Origin of the sequence: Polymorphospora sp. NPDC051019 (assembly GCF_040683055.1) — a bacterium.
GTDB classification, from domain to species: domain Bacteria; phylum Actinomycetota; class Actinomycetes; order Mycobacteriales; family Micromonosporaceae; genus Polymorphospora; species Polymorphospora lycopeni.
In genome coordinates this window covers 1-17,628 of sequence record NZ_JBFBCH010000017.1, presented here as the reverse complement: position 1 = coordinate 17,628, position 17,628 = coordinate 1, and the positions used below count along the sequence as shown (strand labels likewise).

The following is a 17,628-nucleotide window of genomic DNA, read 5'->3' as shown; positions in this document are numbered from 1 at the left end:
GAGAGGGCGGTCAGGGCAGATGTGCCGCGACGAACTCCAGGCTGCGGGCGGCGAAGTGCGCCCGGCCACCCTCGTGCCCGTCCCACTCGTAGACCTCGATCTCCTTCGGCCCCGCGTACGCGTGGTAGGCCGCGAACACCGTCGACGGTGGACACGTCTGGTCCATCAGCGCCGCACTGAACAGCGCCGGCGCGGTCGCCCGGGGCACCAGGTGCAGCAGGTCCACATGGTCCACCGTGGACAGTGCGGCGGCCGCCCGCTCCGGGTGCACCCGGCAGAAGCGCACAAGCTCGGCGTACGGGTCGGCGTCGGTGATCGTCACCGCCCGCCGTACGTGGCACAGGAACGGAACCTGCGACACGACCGCCCGCACCGGGCCGCCCGACAGCGACGCCGCCGCCAGCGCCAGCCCGCCGCCCTGGCTGCCGCCCACCACGGCCAGCCGGGACGCGTCGACGCCGGGCAGTTCCGGGGCGATGTCGACGGCCCGCACCGCGTCGGTCAGCAGCCGCCGGTAGTAGTAGCCGGCCGGGTCGAGCACGCCGCGGGTCAGGAACCCCGGCACCGACGGCCCGGCGCCGTCCGGCCCCGGGTCGGGGGTGTCCCCGCCCCGCCACATCCCGCCCTGGCCACGGGTGTCCATCACCAGGTGCGCGTAGCCGGCCGCCGACCACAGCAACCACTCGTGCGGGCGACCCCGGCCGCCGCCGTACCCGATGAACTCGACGACGAGCGGCAGCGGCCCGGACGCGGCCGCCGGCAGGTTGAGCCAGGCCCGCACCGGCTGACCGGCGAAGCCGGTGAACGTCACGTCGTACGTCGTCACGCCGCGCAGCGCGGTCTCGAACCGGCGCACCTCGGCGGGTGCGGCCGCGGCCCGCGCCTCGGCGAGCGTCGTGGCCCAGAATCCGTCCAGATCGGCCGGTGCGGCAACCTCCGGCCGGTAGGTCCACAGCCGGTCCAGCGGAAGATCGAACAACGCCATCCCGGCACGCTACCAGCGGCTCGCGAAGGCCCGGCCCCGGCGTTACGGTGCTCGGGTGACCGACTCGTACGTCGCCGCCATCGACCAGGGCACCACGTCTTCGCGGTGCATCGTCTTCGACTCCACCGGTGCCATTGTCACCGTGGCCCAGCGCGAGCACCGGCAGATCTTCCCCCGGCCCGGCTGGGTCGAGCACGACGCCGAGGAGATCTGGGCCAACGTCGAGACCGTCGTACGCGAGGCACTCGCTTCCGCGTCGATCGTCCCGGAGCGCCTCGCCGCCATCGGCATCACCAACCAGCGCGAGACGACGGTGGTCTGGGACCGCGACACCGGCCGGCCGGTGCACAACGCGATCGTCTGGCAGGACACCCGGACCGGCGGGCAACTGCGGCGGCTCGACGAGGCGTACGGCGAACAGCGGTTCCGGGCCCGGACCGGGCTGCCGCTGGCCACCTACTTCGCCGGGCCGAAGCTGATGTGGCTGCTGGAGCACGTCGACGGGCTGCGGGAGCGGGCCGAGCGCGGTGAGGTGCTCTTCGGCACCATGGACAGTTGGCTGATCTGGAAGCTCACCGGGCGGCACGTCACCGACGTCACCAATGCCAGCCGGACCCTGCTCATGGACCTGCGCACGCTCGACTGGGACGAGGAGATCCTCGCCGCCGCCGGTATCCCGGCCGCGATGCTGCCGCAGATCCGGTCGTCGGCCGAGGTGTACGGCGAGGCGCGCGGCACGCTGGCCGGGGTGCCGGTGGCCAGCGCCCTCGGCGACCAGCAGGCCGCCCTGTTCGGCCAGACCTGCTTCCAGCCCGGCGAGGCCAAGTGCACGTACGGCACCGGCAGCTTCCTGCTGCTGAACACCGGTGCCACCCCGGTCGTGTCCGGCCACGGGCTGCTGACCACGGTCGCCTACCGGATCGGTGACCGGCCGGCGACGTACGCCCTGGAGGGCGCGATCGCGGTGACCGGGTCGCTCGTGCAGTGGCTGCGCGACAACCTGGGCCTGATCTCCACCGCCGCCGAGGTCGAGACGCTGGCCCGCACCGTCGACGACAACGGCGGCTGCTACATCGTGCCGGCGTTCGCCGGGCTGTTCGCCCCGCACTGGCGCACCGACGCCCGGGGCGTCATCGCCGGGCTGACCGGCTACATCACCAAGGGGCACCTGGCCCGGGCGGTGCTGGAGGCGTCCGCGTGGCAGACCCGAGAGGTCGTCGACGCGATGAACGCCGACTCCGACGTGGCACTGCGCCGGCTGCGGGTCGACGGCGGCATGACCGCCAACGAGTTGCTGATGCAGTTCCTCGCCGACGTGCTGGACGTGCCGGTGGTGCGGCCGACGGTCGCCGAGACGACCTGCCTCGGCGCCGCGTACGCCGCCGGGCTGGCCGTCGGCTACTGGCCGGACCTGGACACGCTACGGGCCCAGTGGCGCGAGGACGCCCGGTGGCGGCCGGCGATGGACTCGGCGCACCGCGACCGCGAACTCGCCCAGTGGCGAAAGGCGGTCGCCCGCACCCTCGACTGGGTCGACTGACCACCCCCACCTTCCCGCGATCTTGCGGTTGTCTCCCCCATTCGCCCGGATCGGGCGGCGACAAGTGCAAGATCGCGGGTACGGGGTCACGGGTCGCGGCGCGGGTCAGATCGTGGGGTACGGGGTCACCAGGTGCGGCCGGTCAGGCGCTCGTAGACCTCGACGTAGCGGGCCCGGGTCATCTCGACCACCTCGGCCGGCACCTCCGGCGCGGGCGCCTGCTTGTCCCATCCGGTGCCGGCCGCCCAGTTCCGCAGGTACTGCTTGTCGAACGAGAACTGGGTCCGGCCCGGTTCGTAGGAGTCCGCCGGCCAGAACCGCGACGAATCCGAGGTGAGCACCTCGTCGCCGAGCACCAGGGTGCCGTCCGGCGCCCAGCCCAGTTCGATCTTCGTGTCGGCGACGATGATCCCCCGCTCGGCCGCCAGTTCGGCGCCCCGCCGGTAGACCCGTACGGTGATGTCCCGCAGCTGCTCCGCCGTCTCCGCGCCGACCTTGTCGACGACCTCGGCGTACGTCATGAACTCGTCGTGCTCGCCGACCGGCGCCTTGGTCGTCGGGGTGAAGATCGGCTCGGGCAGCTTCGACGCCTCGACCAGGCCGGGGCCGAGCTGGAGGCCGGAGACCGACCCGCTCCGCTCGTACTCCTTCAGGCCGAGACCGGTCAGGTAGCCCCGGGCGATGCACTCGACCGGAACCATCTCCAGCCGGCGGCAACGGATCGCCCGGCCGGCGAACTCCGCCGGTACGTCAGTGGCGGAGACGACGTGGTTGGGCACCAGGTCGGCAAGCTGCTCGAACCACCACAGCGAAAGCTGGGTGAGCAGTCTGCCCTTGTCCGGGATCGGGGTCGGCAGCACGACGTCGTAGACCGAAACCCGGTCGGAGGCGACCAGGATGAGATCGTCGCCGTCGGCGTATACGTCGCGGACCTTGCCCGAGTGCAGCAGTTTCACCCGGTCAGTACATCACGCGGCCCCGTTCGCCCCGCCCCGGCACCGGGCCGGCCCGCCACCCGGACACGCCACCTGATCCGGCTACCATCCGGCGCTTTCAGCCGTCCTGTCCGGCCAGCCTGACCGGCAGTCCGTTGACACCCCGCCGGCCCACCTGTGTAAATGATCCGGATCGCCGTGCACCGGCGGCGCCCATCTGGAGATGCCGTGCTACCTGCCGTACCCGCCCCGCCCCCGCCCCCGGGGCAGCCGCGCCGCCGGCTCTCCCCCGCTCCAGGCCGGCTGAGCCGCCTCACCCCCGCCCCAGGCCGGCTGAGCCGCCACGCCCCCACTCCAGGCCGGCTGAGCCGGCTCTCCCCCGCCCCAGGCCGGCTACGCCGACTCTCCCCGATGCTGGCGCTCGTCCTGTTCGCCACCATCGGCCTCACCGGGTGCACCGACGACCGTACGGTCGACAGCGGGGACCGCGTCGAGTTGTCCGTCTTCTGGTGGGGCGGCGAACGCCGCGCCGAACTGACCGAGCGGGCGCTGCAGCTCTACTCGTCCCGGCACCCCGAGGTCACGTTCCGGGTCACCTGGCAGGGCGAGACCGGCTACTACGAGCGCCTGGCCACCCAGGCCGCGGCCGGCAACGTCGCCGACCTGTTCCAGATCGACGACGACTACCTGACCGAGTACGTCGACAGCCGCATCGTGCTGGACCTGAGCGGTCACGTCGCCTCCGGCGCGCTCGACCTCAGCCAGTTCCCCCGTGGCCTGGCCCAGTACGGGCAGGTCGGCGGGCGTACCGTCGCGGTCGCCGCCGCCGCGAACACGCCCGCGATGGTCTACAACAGGTCGCTGCTCGACCGGCTCGGACTGGACGAGCCGCGGATCGGCATGACGTACGACGAGTTCTTCCGGTGGGCGTCGGAGGTGACCCGCGCGAGCGGCGGGCAGACGGCCGGCACGATGGACGCCTCCGCCGACCACCGGGCGCTGTGGCTGTGGCTGCGGACCCAGGGCAAGGAGTTCTACCAGGGCCGCGAGATCGGCTTCAGCGAGTCGGACGTGACCCGCTGGTTCGAACTGTGGCAGCGTGCCCGTGCCTCCCGGGCCACCCCGTCGGCGGCGGTGACCCAGCAGGCCAACGGCGGTGAGGCTGCCCGGCAACTCGTCGTCAACCGCCGGGCCGCCACGTCGTTCGCGTGGTCGAACGAGCTCACCGAGTTGCAGCGGTACACCAAGGATGATCTCCGGGTCGTCTCCTACCCGGGTTCGCCGAAGGGGCAGTGGACGCAGGCGTCGATGTACTGGGCGGCTTTCCGGGGCACCCGGCACGCCGACACCGTGGTCGACGTGATCAACTTTCTGGTGAACGATCCGGAGGCTGGCGCCATCCTCGGCACCGAGCGTGGGCTGAGCCCGAACGCCCGGGTCCGGGACGCGGTGAACGCGAACCTGACCGACGAGAAGATGAAGCGCACGGTGACGTTCGAGGCCCGGATGGCGGAGCACTTCGGCCCCGCGCCGGCACCGCCGCCGAAGGGCCACGCCCGGATCCGGGCCCTGCTGGTCGCCCACGCCGAGGACGTGCAGTTCGGCCGGGCCACCCCGCGCACGGCCGCCTACGAGTTCGTCGCCGAGGCCCGCGCCGCCCTGGCCACCTGAACGCGCGGCGCGGCTCCGACGTCGTACGCCGGCACCACGCGGGCCGGGGCGGGTCAGCGCCGGCCGCCACCCCTCCTGCGCATCACCAGCACGAGCGCGACCACGATGATCCCGACCACGAACAGACAGCACAGCCCGATGAGGAAGCCACCGAAGCCACGCCCGCGACCACGGGCGAGTTCACCGGCCACCCCGTCGACGCCGGTCTGGGCGGCCCAGGCCGCCGCCGGCACGAACACCGCCAGAGTCAGGGTGCTGACCAGCGCGCCGAGCCGCACCCACCACTTTCCGAGTGAAGACATGGGTCCATCCTGACGGCCGGGAGCAAGTCGCGTACCCCAACAGCCCGGATCAGCCCAGGTGACGGATACCCTCCCAGCCGGGATCGGGCCGGCAGCGGACCCTGGTCCGGCCCCGTGCCCAGCCGCCGATCACCGCCGCCGCGGTCGCCTCGGTCGGCCGATCGGCCTCGGCGTAGCAGTGGAAGATCCGCCGCCCGGCGCGCGTCTCGTGCGCGACGAGTACGGCGTCGGCACCGAGCGCCGCCATCAGCCGGGCCTCCAGCGCCCGCAGGTCGGCCAGGGTGGTGTCGTCGGGCATCCCGCTGTCACCGACGCCCGGGAAGCCGACCTCGACCCGCAGGTGGGTGTCGAGATGCGGCCACCGGACCGGTTTGAGCGGATGCCGGAGCGAGGCGATGTAGGTCCGTCGGCCGTCCCGCAACTCCCGCAGTTCCCAGGTCTGGTCGTCGACCTGGGCGGCCACGTCCGCCACCGCCGCCACCAGCGCCTCGCCGCCGCGCATGTCGGGGGTCGGCTCGACGGCGGTCTCGACCGTGCCGATCCACAGTTCGGCGGCGACCTCGCCGAGCAGCCAGTCCAGGGCCAGGAACACCACCCGGAGTCGTTCCAGGACCGGCATCTGCCCGAACATCGGGTGGTAGACCACGATGTCGACCTCGTGGCGACCGCTGTCGACGGCGAACCCGTACGCCAGGTCGGGCAGTTTGACCTCGAAGCCGGCGACCGTGAGGGCAGCGCTCAGCGCGTCGGGGTCGGGCTGGCGGGTGGACTGGAATTCCCAGTGCCGGTCCGGAGGTGGGGCGGCCCGCCGCCACCGTTCGGCGATCGACCGCAACCGGGCGTCACCGGCCGCGGAGACGACGAGCAGATGACTCGACCGGTTGCCCCGCGAGAACTCCCACTCCAGACCTTTGTGGATGGCCTTGACCCGGCCGGCGATCTCGGCGACGAGCGCCGGCGACCAGTCACCGTCGGCGATGGCGGCTTCCACGCACGGGCGGCCCTGTGGCCACCACCGCCAGAACTCGGCGATGGCCGGGCCGGCGTCTTTCCGGCGATGGGATAACAACATGGCATCGGAGCCTAGGTCGAGTCCCGGGCTGACGGCTTCAGCCGATCAGCCAACACATTTACCAACCCGTAGCCGTCACCCCACGCGCGGGTCGTGACTCGGAGCCGGGCCGACACTACACAGTGGCCGGACCCGCCACCGCGCCGGCACCGGGCCGGATCTACAACCGCTCGACCAGCAGCGCCGCGCCCTGGCCGACACCGACACACATCGTCGCCAGGCCGCGCCGGCCACCGTCGCGTTCCAGCCGGCCGAGAAGGGTGACCACCAGCCGGGTGCCGGAGCCGCCCAGCGGGTGGCCGAGCGCGATCGCCCCGCCGTCGGCGTTGAGCCGCTCCCCGTCGACGCCGAGCCGGCCGGCACAGGCCAGCACCTGGGCGGCGAACGCCTCGTTGAGTTCGACCGCATCGAGGTCGCCGATGGACAGTCCGGCCCGGGCGAGCGCCTTCTCGGTCGCGGGCACCGGCCCGAGGCCCATCAGGTGCGGCGGCACCCCGGCGGACGTACCGGCCAGGATCCGGGCGCGGGGGGTGAGCCCGTACCGGCGTACGGCCTCGGCGCTGGCGACCACGATGGCCGCGGCGCCGTCGGACAGCGGGCTGGACGAGCCGGCGGTGACGATGCCGTCCGCCCGGAACACCGGCTTGAGGCCGGCCAGCCGGTCGAGCGAGGTCTGCCGCGGGCACTCGTCGGTGTCGACAGGTCCGGTCCGGGTCGGCACCGGCACGATCTCGGCGGCGAACCGGCCGGCCGCGATCGCCGCCGCCGCCCGCTCCTGGCTGCGCAGGGCGTACGCGTCGCTGGCCGACCGGCTGATTCCGTCGAGCTTCGCGACCTCCTCGGCGGTCTCGCCCATCGAGATGGTGGCCTTGCCCCCGTCGAGCCCGGTCATCCGGTGGTTGACCAGGCGCCAGCCGAGCGCGGTGTCGAAGGTGGCGCCCGGCTTCGCCCAGGCGGTCGCCGGCTTCTCGGTCACCCACGGCGCCCTGGTCATCGACTCGACGCCGCCGGCGACGACGATGTCCGCGTCGCCGGCCCGGACCGCCTGCGCGGCGTTCGCGACCGCGGTCAGGCCGCTCGCGCACAACCGGTTCACCGTGTACGCGGGCACCTCGTCCGGCAGGCCGGCGAGCAGCACCGCCATCCGGGCCACGTTCCGGTTGTCCTCGCCCGCCTGGTTGGCCGCGCCGAGGATCACCTCGTCCACCGCCGCCGGTTCGACGCCGGCGCGCTCCACGGCGGCACCGACCACCAGGGCGGCGAGGTCGTCCGGCCGTACGCCGGCGAGCACGCCGCCGTACCGGCCGATCGGGGTGCGGACCCCGCCGACGAGGAAAGCCTCTGACATCGGACCACCAACTTCTGGAGCGGCGACTTTCCCCGAACGATAGCCAAACGATCGTTTGGGAGGTAGCCGGAGTGTGGCGGTCCGGTCAGGCCGGCGGCCGGTACGCCGTCAGCACCAGGTCGGCCGCGTCGGCCGAGCCGAGCTGCGGCACCGCCTCGGCCCGCCGCACCCGCAGCCCGGCGACCGCACGGGTCAGTTCCGCGGCGTCGTAGAGCAGATCGGCCGGTCGCGGGCCCCCGGTCCCCGCGACGGCGTTGCTCCGGTCCCAGCCGAGCACGAACAAGGTGCCGCCCGGCGCCAGCGCGGCCGCGGCCCGGCGCAGTACCGTCGCGATCTCCGCGCTGCCGATGTGCAGGTAGAGCACCACGGCAAGGTCGATCGGACCGGCCGGCTCGTACGCCTGTACGTCGGCGACCTGCCAGTCGACCTCGACCCCGTGCCGGTCCGCCACCTGCCGCCCCCGGTCGACGGCCACCTGCGAGAAGTCGACGGCGGTGACCCGCCAGCCCCGGGTGGCCAACCAGATCGCCGGACGTCCCTCCCCGCAGCCGAACTCCACGGCCCGCCCGGGCGGCAGGTCACCGACCGCCCGCGCCAACTCGGGATGTGGCTCCACATCGAACGCCAGGCCGGCGGCCGCGTACGCCCGGTCCCACTCGTCGGGGTTCTTCACCGCTCCTCCTCGCGCCGACGGGCCGTGATCCAGAGGTAGCTGACCGGGTGGCCGCCCTCCAACTGCTCCTCGACCTCGGCGTCGACGATCTCAAAGCCGGCCTCGACGACCAGTCGCCGGCTGGTCTCCGCGTCGTACGAGCTGAAGAACATCGGCTCGCCCAGCCACTTCGCGACCGTGTCGACCTGCTCCTCGGCCTCGACCGTGAACAGCGCCCAGCCGCCGTCGGCAAGCCAGCCGCGCATCAGGTCGAGCATCTCCGGCAGGCGCTCGCGCGGGATGTGGTCGAAGGTGTAGAAGGCGACGATCGCGTCGAACGATCCGGGCTCGTAGCGCAGCTCCAGGACGTCGCCGACGGACAGCGTCGCGTCCGGGACGTTCTGCCGGGCGAGTTCGATCTGGCGGGGTGACACGTCGACACCGACCGCGACGTGCCGTTTAGCAATCTCGGCGGTGGCCGGAACCCCGTTGCCGCAACCGAGGTCGAGCACCCGGGACCTGTCCGGCAGCCGGGCCAGCAGTTCCCGCAGCCGGCGCAGTCGGGGCCACTCGACACCGTCCTCGAGCCCGGCGTACGCCTGCGCCACCCGGTCGTAGCCCCTGGCCACCACGTCGGCTACCGGCTCACTCATTTCGCCCCCTCGAGGCGGGTGCTGCCCGTACACGGCTGAAACGAAACGGCCCCGGAGATCTCTCTCCGGGGCCGTTCATCTCGTAGCGGGGACAGGATTTGAACCTGCGACCTCTGGGTTATGAGCCCAGCGAGCTACCGAGCTGCTCCACCCCGCGTAGCCTGAGCGATGGCTTGTGTTTGGCTGTCCAGCCTCACACTTGCCGTGCTCGTTCGTGCCTGGACAACACTAGCGCACCCATCGTCACACCCGCAAAACAGCCCCGGCCCCGGGCGCGGCTGGCGCACCCACGGGCCGGGGCTCCGCCGGTGGATCAGACGGTTTCCCGAGTTCAGCGCACGCGTCTGGGCACCGTCGTGATCCGGGATCCGCTGACCCGCTCGGTGCCGAACGCCTCGCGCAGAGCCGACACGGTGGCCGGACGCGGCACCTTCGTGGTCACGATGATCGCGGATCCGTCCGGCGAGCCCGCGACATAGGTGTCCTGGACCCGCTTCGTCGGACCGCCCATCCCGGCGAGGATCAGGCCGGCCAGGACCATCGAGATCACTGCCTGAGAATCGGGTCGGGCGGACAGATCCCATCGGGCGCAGCGAAACGGCCCCGAAGATCTCTCTTCGGGGCCGTTTCCGTGGTAGCGGGGACAGGATTTGAACCTGCGACCTCTGGGTTATGAGCCCAGCGAGCTACCGAGCTGCTCCACCCCGCGCTGCCTGACGCCGCGCTGACTTCGCACCGCGTCGCCTCACGCCGCTGACTCGCGCCGTACCCGTTTCGGGGCTTGGCCGTGGTCTCGCTCGTTCGTGCCGGGATAACACTAGCGCACCGCCGTCCACTCCCGCAGCCGAGCCCCGGGCAATGCCGCCGACCAGGAGAAGTCCCGCCGTCCGTCGACACATCGCAGCGACGGCCGGGCAGAACGAGAGGGGCCCGCCATGGCGGGCCCCTCTCGCATGCTGCCGGTTACCCCGACGGCGTCGGTGACGGTGGCGGCGGTTCCGACGCGCCCGGCGACGGAGACGCCGGTGGCGGGTTGGCCGGGGCGCCACCGCCGGCCGCCTGCTGGGCCTGCTGGAACGCCGTCATCGCCTGGTCGAGCGCGGCCAGGGCGCGGCCGTACCGCTCGAAGTCGCCCGACGTCTGCGCCGCCTTGACCTCGGCGATGGCGGTCTGCACCTGGGCCGCGGCCTCGGCGAGCGGACCGGTCATCGGCGGCGGTTCGTTGCCGGTCGGCGGTGGCTCGTTACCGGTCGGTGGCGGCTGTCCGGTACCCGCCTGGCGACCCTGCTCGATGAGCTGCTCGATGCCTTCCTTGATGTTGTTGGCCAGTACGACGTACGAGCCGCCGTCGCCGTACGAGAGCAGCACCCGCTGCAGCAGTGGATAGGCGTTCTGCTGGTTGCTCTTCACGTAGACCGGCTCGACGTAGAGCATGCCGTTGCCGAACGGCAGCGACAGCAGGTTGCCGTACTGGACCTGGGCCTGGTTGGACGAGAGCAGGTTGAGCTGCTGCCGGATCGTGGCGTTGTTGGTCATCCGCTGGTGCACCTGGACCGGGCCGGAGACCGCCGTCTGGTCGGGCAGCTCCCACATCGCCAACTGCGGCTTACCGTCCACGTAGGAGCCCGAGATCAGCGCGGCGAGGTTCTGCCGGCCGGCCGGGGTCACCGCCGAGGTGAGCTGGAAGCGCGGCCCCTCCTGCCCGGGGAACTGGGTGTAGAGGTAGTACGGCGGCTGCTTCTTGTTGCTGTCCGGCGCGTCCGGGACGTTCGGCACCTCCCAGAAGTCCTGCCCGGAGAAGAACTCCGACGGGTCGGTGACGTGGAACTTCGCCAGCAGGTTGCGCTGCACCTTGAACAGGTCGGCGGGGTAGCGGAAGTGCTGGTTCAGTTCGGCCGGGATCTCCGCCTTCGGAGTGATGAGGTCACCGCCGAACGCCTTGTTCCACGCCTTGAGCACCGGGTCGGACTCGTCGAACTCGTAGAGCCGGACCGTGCCGTCGTAGGCGTCGACGGTGGCCTTGACCGAGTTGCGGATGTAGTTGACGTTCTCCCGGGCGAGCGCGAAGGTGCCCAGCCCGGTCAGCTCGTCCGCGGTCTCGGTCTGCAGGTTGATCCGCTCCGCGTACGGGTAGGTCGCGGCGGTGGTGTAGCCGTCGACGATCCACTGGACCCGGCCGTCGATCAGGGCCGGGTAGGGGTCGCCGTCCACGGTCAGGAACGGCGCCACCTTCTCCACCCGGTCGCGCGGGTTACGGACGTAGAGCAGCTTGGAGTTCTCGTTGACCGCGTCGGAAAGCAGGAAGTTCGTCTCCTGCTCCTTGATCGAGTAGAGCAGCTTGCGGGCGAACGAGCCGATGGCGACGCCGCCCTCGCCGGTGTAGGTGTAGTAGTCCTCGCCGCCGCCGCTGGTCGGCCGGTCGAACTCGACGTTGCGACCCTCGTCGACCTGGCCGACGATCGCGTAGTCGGTAGCGTCCATCTGCTCGCCGTAGTAGATCCGCGGCTGCTGCGCCGGGATCTGCTCGGTCGACGAGGAGCACTGTTCCTGGGCCTGGTCGCCGAGGAAGCCGGAGACGAAGAACGGCTGCCCGCCGCAGACCACCTGGTTGGCCGGCGCGCCCACCAGGCCGTAGCCGTGGGTGAAGACGGTGTGGCGGTTGATCCAGTTGCTCTGCTGCTCGCTCAGGCCACGGTAGTTGATCTCGCGAACGCCGACGACGTAGTCCTGGGTCCTGCCGTTCACGTTGTAGCGGTCGATGTCGAGCTTCGGACCGAAGTCGTAGAAGCCACGGACCTGCTGCAACTGCGTGTAGGTCTCGGAGACCAGTTGCGGGTCGAGCAACCGGATGTTCGGCACGACGTTGGTGTCGGTGGCCAGCGACTCGGGCGGGGTCAGGTTGTTGGCCCCGTACGGTGTGGTCGTGGCGTCGGCCAGCCCGAACGCCTGGCGGGTGGCCTCGATGCTGCGGCCGATGTATTCCGACTCCTTGTCCCGCAGGCTCGGGTTGACCTCGAAGGTCTGCACCGCCCACGGGTAGATGCCGCCGATCGCCACCGCCGAGATGCCCAGCAGGGCGAGCGAGACACCGGGCCAGACGAGGTTGCGCATCACCGCGTTGGAGAAGACGATGATCGCGATGGCGACCACGATCGAGATGTAGGCCAGGATCTCCTTGGCCGGCAGCAACGCGTTGATGTCGGCGTAGCCGGCGCCGTAGATCTTCGCCTCCTCGTTGTACTCCAGCAGCAGGGCACGCCGGTCGAGCACGTACGCCACGGCCTTGAGCAGCACGAAGACGGCGACCAGGCTGGTCAGGTGGGCCCGCGCGCCGTTGGTCATCCGGTCGCCCACGCCCTGCAGCCGTACCCCGCCGAAGATGTAGTGCACGGCCAGCGCGCCGATCACCGAGAGGACCACGGCGGTGAAGCCGACACCGATCAGATAGCGCCAGAACGGGAACTCGAAGATGTAGAAGCCGATGTCGGCGTTGAACTCGGGGTCGGTGACGCCGAACTCCTGCGAGTTGCGGAAGAGCAGCCACTCGCTCCACCGGCTCTGCGCCGACAGGCCGGCGAAGAGGCCGACGACGATCGAGATGACCGCGATCCAGGTGCCGATCCGAGGGCTCAGCAACATCCGGTAGCGGTCCAGCGTGGCCTGCTCCGGCGAGTGCGGGCGCAGCAGCGGCCGGAGCCGGTAGGCCAGCCACAGGTTGCCGCCGATGAGCACCGCCATCGCCAGGCCGATCGCCAGGAAGAGCAGGATGCGGGTGGTAAGCACCCCGGTGAAGACCTGCGTGTAGTCGACCTCGTCGAACCAGAGCCAATCGGTCCACGCCTGCACGCCCCACCCGAGCAGGGTGAAGAGCAGGAATACGCCGATCAGCACGCTGACGGTCACCCGCCCGCGTCGGCTCATTCTCGGCATGGGACTGCTACGCATGACCACGTTTGGCTCCGCACTTCGAGTTCGACCCGCTCCGACCAGTGACCAAGACTACGGGGTGTTTCCATCTGTGATTTGTCAAGCCTCGGGTCGCCGTCGGTCTCAGCACCTGGGAGCCTCCCGTCCGGCCCGTACCGCCTCCAGCGCGGCGAGGGCCTCGTCGAGGTTTCCGACCTTCAACAGCGGCAGGTCGGGCTGGGCGTTGCGGACGGCTTCCTCGCAGTTGTCGGCCGGTACGAGGAAGACCTTGGCGCCGGCCGCCTTGGCGCCGACGAGCTTCTGCGGGATGCCGCCGATGGCGCCGACGTTGCCCACGTCGTCGATGGTCCCGGTGCCGGCGATGACGTGCCCGCCGGTCAGGTCCTCCGGATCGATCTTGTCGATGATGCCGAGGGCGAACATCAGGCCGGCGCTCGGACCGCCGATCTCGTCCAGGTCGATCTTGAGTTCGAACGGGTGCGGCTGCTCCTGGCTGATCTCCACGCCGACGCGGGGCGGCTGGCCGCTCTCCGCCCGGGTGGTCAGCGGCACGGTCGCCGCGGCCCCGTTCCGCGTGTAGCCGACGGTCACCGTGCTGCCGGCGGGTTTGCCGCGGATCACCCCGGTCAGCCCGGCCGCGGTCGTCACCGGCTGCCCGTCGATCGAGGTGATCACGTCACCGACCTGGAGTTGGCCATCGGCCGGCCCACCCGGGCTCACCACCTTGACCACCACCTGCACCGGATAACCCAGCTTGCGCAGCGCCGCCGTCTCCGCGCTGGTCTGCGAGGCGGCGAAGTCCTCGGCGTTGCGCTGGTCGACCTGTTCCCTGGTCTCGTTCGGCGGGTAGATCAGCTCACGGGGTACGACCGCCTCGTCGTCGGAGAACCAGCCGATGATCGCCGCGAGCAGCTTCACGTCGGGCTGCACACCGACCGTGGTCAGCCGTAGCTGGCCCTGCGACGTCGACGTCGGCGTGCCGGAGATCTGGATGACCTCCTTGTCGTCCTCGGTGCCCAGCGTGTCGACCGTCGGACCGGGGCCGAGAACGACGTACGGGATCGGCGCGGCGAGCACGCCGATGCTGAGCAACGCGGTGAAGAGCGCACCGATCAGAACCGTGACCCCGCGACGTCTCATGCGCGGAAGAGTACCTATCGTCCCTGACGGTGCCGCCCGGAGTTCTCCCTGAGCAGAAGCCGGGGGCGGGCATCACGGCCGCCGACGCGCGTACGGTTGACGGGTGCCTGATATTCCGTTCGGCTTCGCGCTCCCGGGTGGCCAGCCGCCCGACCCCAACGACCCGCAGCAGATGCAGCAGTTCATGGCCCAGTTGCAGCAGTTGCTCGCGGCGCCCGGCAACGGGCCCGTCAACTGGGACCTGGCGCGCCAGGTAGCGGCCGGTCAACTGGCCGCGGCCGGCGATCCGGCGGTGAACGTCTATGAGCGCCACACCGTCGAGGAGGCACTGCGCCTCGCCGACCTGTGGCTCGAACCGGCCAGTTCCCTGCCGTCAGGGATCAAGAAGTCGGTGGCGTGGAACCGCAACGAGTGGATCTTCAAAACGCTCGACGTGTGGCAGAAGCTCTGCGACCCGGTCGCCGGACGCATGGTCGGCGCGATGGGCGACCTGGTGCCGCCGGAGGCCCGCGCCCAGCTCGGACCGATGCAGTCGATGGTGGCCGCGCTCGGTGGCGCGCTCTTCGGCGGCCAGCTCGGTCAGGCGCTCGGCTCGCTGGCCGCGGAGGTGCTGTCGGCCGGCGACATCGGGCTGCCGCTCGGCCCGGCCGGCACCGCCGCGCTGATCCCGGCCAACATCAAGGCGTACGGCGAGGGCCTGGAGCTGCCCGAGGACGAGGTACGGCTCTACGTGGCGCTGCGCGAGGCGGCGCACCAGCGGCTCTTCGGCCACGTGCCGTGGCTGCGCGGGCACGTGCTGACGGCGGTCGAGGCGTACGCGTCCGGCATCACCGTCGACCGCGAGGCGATCGAGGAGGCGATGACCCGGGTCGACCCGATGAACCCGGAGTCGATGCAGGCGATCGCGCTCGAAGGCATCTTCACGCCCGAGGACACGCCCGCCCAGAAGGCCGCCCTGGCCCGCCTGGAGACCGCGTTGGCCCTGGTCGAGGGCTGGGTGTGCCACGTCGTCGACAGCGCGGCCGGCGAGCGGCTGCCGAACGTCGTACGCCTCGGTGAGGCGTTCCGGCGGCGCCGGGCGGCGGGCGGACCCGCCGAGCAGACCTTCGTGGCCCTGGTCGGGCTGGAACTGCGCCCGCGCCGGCTGCGCGAGGCGGCGGCGGTGTGGGCGGCGCTGACCGAGCACCGGGGCATCTCCGGCCGGGACGCGTTGTGGGGGCACCCCGACCTGCTGCCGTCCGGCGACGACTTCGCCGACCCGGACGCGTACGCCCGCACCCAACTCGATCTCGGCGATCTCGACGATTTCGACTTCGGCCCGGACACCGACCTCGGGGGCGACAAGCCGGACCAGCGCTGACGCCGCGGGTCAGGGGCTGAGCAGGAGACGAGTGCTGTCCCAGCCCTCGACCGCCGGATCCAGGGTGGCCAGGTCGGCCGGACCACGCAGCCGCCGCCACGCCGGCGTCACCACGACGTCGGCGGGGCGGGGCGCCGCCGCCCGCACCACGGCCGGGTCGGCGGTGTCGAGGTCGACCGGCGGCAGCCAGTCCGGCACCGGCAGCCGGCTCGCCACGCCGAGCAGGCCCCCGCCGCCCTCGGCCGGGGCGACGGCCAGTGGCCGGGTGGTCAGTGGGCGGAGCAGCTTGCCGAGGATCAGCCCCGGCACGTCCGGTGCGTCGGTGGTGACCACGGCAGCCTGCTCGAAGCCGTCCCGGGCGGCGGCGGCGAGGGCGGCGTTGACGTCACGCGTCGGCAGGTCGTAGATCGGCATCCCGGGCCAGGCGACCGCGTCGGCGAGCGGCCGGTCGGCGGCGACCGCGGCGATGGCCGGTTCGACCTCGTTCATGGTGGCCAGCAGGTCGACCACGTCCTCGGCGAGCGCCGCCCGCCAGGCGGCCGGTTCGATGCCGGGGGGAGCCCAGCGCACCGGGCCGATCAGCGCCACCACCACTCGTCGTGCCACCCGCAAGACCCTAGTCCGCCGTCGGCGCGACAGGGTGGCGGGCCCTCGGCCGGCGCGGCGGGACGGCAGGCCCTCGGCCGGCCCTCAGTCGGCGAGTACGACCCCGGTGGCGGCGGCCACCCCCTCAAGGTAGCCACGGGCACGTTCGGTCTTCGGGTAGCGCCCCACCAGCTCCCAGAACCGGGCGTTGTGGCTGGGCACGACGAGGTGGGCCAACTCGTGCAGGAGCACGTAGTCGATGACCCACTCGGGCATCTCCTGGATCCGGTGGGAGATGCGGATGGTGCGGTCGGCGGGGGTGCAGGAGCCCCACCGGCCGTTCTGGTTGGTGACCCACCGCACGCTGGCGGGTACGGCGATCCGGGCGTGTTCGCTGAGATAGCGGGTGATCAAGCGCTGGGCGCGGACCAGCAACTCGGCGTCGGAGCGGCAGAGGCGCTCCTCGCGGGCGGCGAGCCGGGCGAGCATCCGGTCGACCCACTCGGTCTCCTCGGCGCGGGAGAACTGGTCGGGGATCAGGACGACGACCCGCTCGCCCTCCCGGTAGGCGGACACCGTCCGGCGCCGGCGCTGGCTGCGCCGTACCTCGACGACCGGCTTCCGCGCCCCAGCCATTACCGGCCCGCGTCGCCCCGGGTTTGGTTCACGATGGCACGCTAATGCCTGATGGCCTGGTCACCGCAAGTGTCAACGTGCCGAGTTGCGCCAGGAAAGTAACGGTTAGCGACCAGTCGTCCGAAAAAATTCTTTGACGGCATGCGCCAGTTGACCGCGAGACGCGGTCCTTCTGGCGCGTTCTCGAGCGGTCCATCCCACGTTAGGGGATCATCCACGGGGGAGTCCAACCGCCCCCCGAGGTGACTTCTGAGGGCCTTCACCCGGCGTGTCCCAGCGAACCTGACTTATGCGATCTATTCCGGCATGCACACTCTCGTCGTCGGCTTGCTCACAGGTCGACGCGTCGCTGACATGAACCCGACCACACCTGGGTAGGGTCCGCCGGACCGGTGGTCACATCAGGTGGCCCACAGGTTCCCCCAGCGCCGGAGCCCGGATGGCTCTCACCGCAGGGTGCACGTCGGGAGTCAACCGCCCGACAAAACGGACGAGGAGGACATCGTGGCCGATCAGGCCCAGACCTACAACGGTTACTGCGTCAAATGCAAGGAGAAGCGCGACTTCGAAGGCACGGTCACCGTGTCGAAGACCGGGATGAACATGGCCAAGGGCAAGTGCCCGGTCTGCGGCACAACAGTCAACCGGATCCTGGGGAAGGCGAAGGTCTGACCGAGGATCCGGAGGAACGATCGCGGGAGGGGGTGGCCGGTGGCCACCCCCTCCCGTGGTCTTGCCCCGATTTGACGGACAGGGTCGATGAGTTGGTCAGGCTACCTTGCTGATCGTGTTGGTGTGGGCGGTGGCTTCGTAGGCGGCGGG

The 17,628-nt window shown here is 71.3% G+C and carries 16 protein-coding genes and 2 tRNA genes; 4 read left to right on the top strand and 14 right to left on the bottom strand.

Features of this window, described 5'->3' with window-relative positions; translation table 11 throughout:
* Positions 1-10: 10 nt before the first annotated feature.
* The gene (locus AB0M79_RS25785) at positions 11-985 is read right to left on the bottom strand and encodes an acetylxylan esterase (protein ID WP_364218185.1); all 975 of its coding nucleotides are present in this window, start codon (positions 983-985) and stop codon (positions 11-13) included.
* A 55-nt stretch (positions 986-1,040) separates the two neighbouring features.
* Between AB0M79_RS25785 and glpK the strand changes: the two genes are divergently transcribed.
* Complete coding sequence (glpK, locus tag AB0M79_RS25780; protein ID WP_364218183.1) at positions 1,041-2,525, top strand: glycerol kinase GlpK; 1,485 nt, start codon at positions 1,041-1,043, stop codon at positions 2,523-2,525.
* Positions 2,526-2,650: 125 nt separating this feature from the next.
* On the opposite strand, the gene AB0M79_RS25775 is transcribed toward glpK, so the two are convergent.
* On the bottom strand, positions 2,651-3,481 hold the full coding sequence (locus AB0M79_RS25775) for a phosphoribosylaminoimidazolesuccinocarboxamide synthase (protein ID WP_364218181.1): 831 nt from the start codon (positions 3,479-3,481) through the stop codon (positions 2,651-2,653).
* 390 nt (positions 3,482-3,871) lie between these two features.
* On the opposite strand from AB0M79_RS25775, the gene AB0M79_RS25770 reads away from it, so the two are divergent.
* Positions 3,872-5,131 (top strand): ABC transporter substrate-binding protein, encoded by a 1,260-nt coding sequence (locus tag AB0M79_RS25770; protein WP_364218179.1) that lies wholly within the window; start codon positions 3,872-3,874, stop codon positions 5,129-5,131.
* 53 nt (positions 5,132-5,184) lie between these two features.
* On the opposite strand, the gene AB0M79_RS25765 is transcribed toward AB0M79_RS25770, so the two are convergent.
* From AB0M79_RS25765 to AB0M79_RS25720, 10 genes are all read right to left on the bottom strand, one after another.
* On the bottom strand, positions 5,185-5,433 hold the full coding sequence (locus AB0M79_RS25765; protein ID WP_357533249.1) for a hypothetical protein: 249 nt from the start codon (positions 5,431-5,433) through the stop codon (positions 5,185-5,187).
* 49 nt (positions 5,434-5,482) lie between these two features.
* Entirely contained in the window at positions 5,483-6,505 is a 1,023-nt protein-coding gene (locus AB0M79_RS25760) for a DUF695 domain-containing protein (RefSeq protein ID WP_364218177.1), read from the bottom strand.
* Positions 6,506-6,665: 160 nt separating this feature from the next.
* Positions 6,666-7,853 carry an acetyl-CoA C-acyltransferase gene (locus AB0M79_RS25755; RefSeq protein WP_364218175.1) on the bottom strand — a complete coding sequence of 396 codons (1,188 nt, stop codon included), beginning with the start codon at positions 7,851-7,853 and terminating at the stop codon, positions 6,666-6,668.
* An 85-nt stretch (positions 7,854-7,938) separates the two neighbouring features.
* Entirely contained in the window at positions 7,939-8,526 is a 588-nt protein-coding gene (locus tag AB0M79_RS25750; protein ID WP_364218173.1) for a class I SAM-dependent methyltransferase, read from the bottom strand.
* Positions 8,523-9,158, bottom strand: a complete 636-nt coding sequence (locus tag AB0M79_RS25745; protein WP_364218171.1) for a class I SAM-dependent methyltransferase — start codon at positions 9,156-9,158, stop codon at positions 8,523-8,525. The genes AB0M79_RS25750 and AB0M79_RS25745 overlap by 4 nt, the downstream gene beginning before the upstream one ends.
* 83 nt (positions 9,159-9,241) lie before the next feature.
* Positions 9,242-9,315: transfer RNA gene (locus tag AB0M79_RS25740), tRNA-Met, on the bottom strand.
* Positions 9,316-9,489: 174 nt separating this feature from the next.
* Positions 9,490-9,708: a hypothetical protein gene (locus AB0M79_RS25735; protein ID WP_364218169.1), complete on the bottom strand. Its 219-nt coding sequence runs from the start codon at positions 9,706-9,708 to the stop codon at positions 9,490-9,492.
* 82 nt (positions 9,709-9,790) lie between these two features.
* Positions 9,791-9,867, bottom strand: a tRNA-Met gene (locus AB0M79_RS25730).
* A gap of 254 nt (positions 9,868-10,121) precedes the next feature.
* Positions 10,122-13,103: a UPF0182 family protein gene (locus AB0M79_RS25725; protein ID WP_364218167.1), complete on the bottom strand. Its 2,982-nt coding sequence runs from the start codon at positions 13,101-13,103 to the stop codon at positions 10,122-10,124.
* A gap of 105 nt (positions 13,104-13,208) precedes the next feature.
* Positions 13,209-14,225 (bottom strand): PDZ domain-containing protein, encoded by a 1,017-nt coding sequence (locus tag AB0M79_RS25720; protein WP_364218165.1) that lies wholly within the window; start codon positions 14,223-14,225, stop codon positions 13,209-13,211.
* A 103-nt stretch (positions 14,226-14,328) separates the two neighbouring features.
* On the opposite strand from AB0M79_RS25720, the gene AB0M79_RS25715 reads away from it, so the two are divergent.
* A complete protein-coding gene (locus tag AB0M79_RS25715) occupies positions 14,329-15,585 on the top strand; it encodes a zinc-dependent metalloprotease (RefSeq protein WP_357533263.1) in 1,257 nt (418 codons plus the stop codon).
* Between the two features lie 9 nt (positions 15,586-15,594).
* Here the strand turns inward: AB0M79_RS25715 and AB0M79_RS25710 are convergent, their stop codons facing one another.
* Both AB0M79_RS25710 and AB0M79_RS25705 read right to left on the bottom strand, forming a co-directional pair.
* Positions 15,595-16,191 carry a hypothetical protein gene (locus AB0M79_RS25710; RefSeq protein ID WP_364218163.1) on the bottom strand — a complete coding sequence of 199 codons (597 nt, stop codon included), beginning with the start codon at positions 16,189-16,191 and terminating at the stop codon, positions 15,595-15,597.
* Positions 16,192-16,275: 84 nt separating this feature from the next.
* Positions 16,276-16,806, bottom strand: a complete 531-nt coding sequence (locus AB0M79_RS25705) for a M48 family metallopeptidase (protein ID WP_364218161.1) — start codon at positions 16,804-16,806, stop codon at positions 16,276-16,278.
* Between the two features lie 504 nt (positions 16,807-17,310).
* On the opposite strand from AB0M79_RS25705, the gene AB0M79_RS25700 reads away from it, so the two are divergent.
* A complete protein-coding gene (locus tag AB0M79_RS25700; RefSeq protein WP_212826663.1) occupies positions 17,311-17,478 on the top strand; it encodes a DUF5679 domain-containing protein in 168 nt (55 codons plus the stop codon).
* Positions 17,479-17,628: the final 150 nt, after the last annotated feature.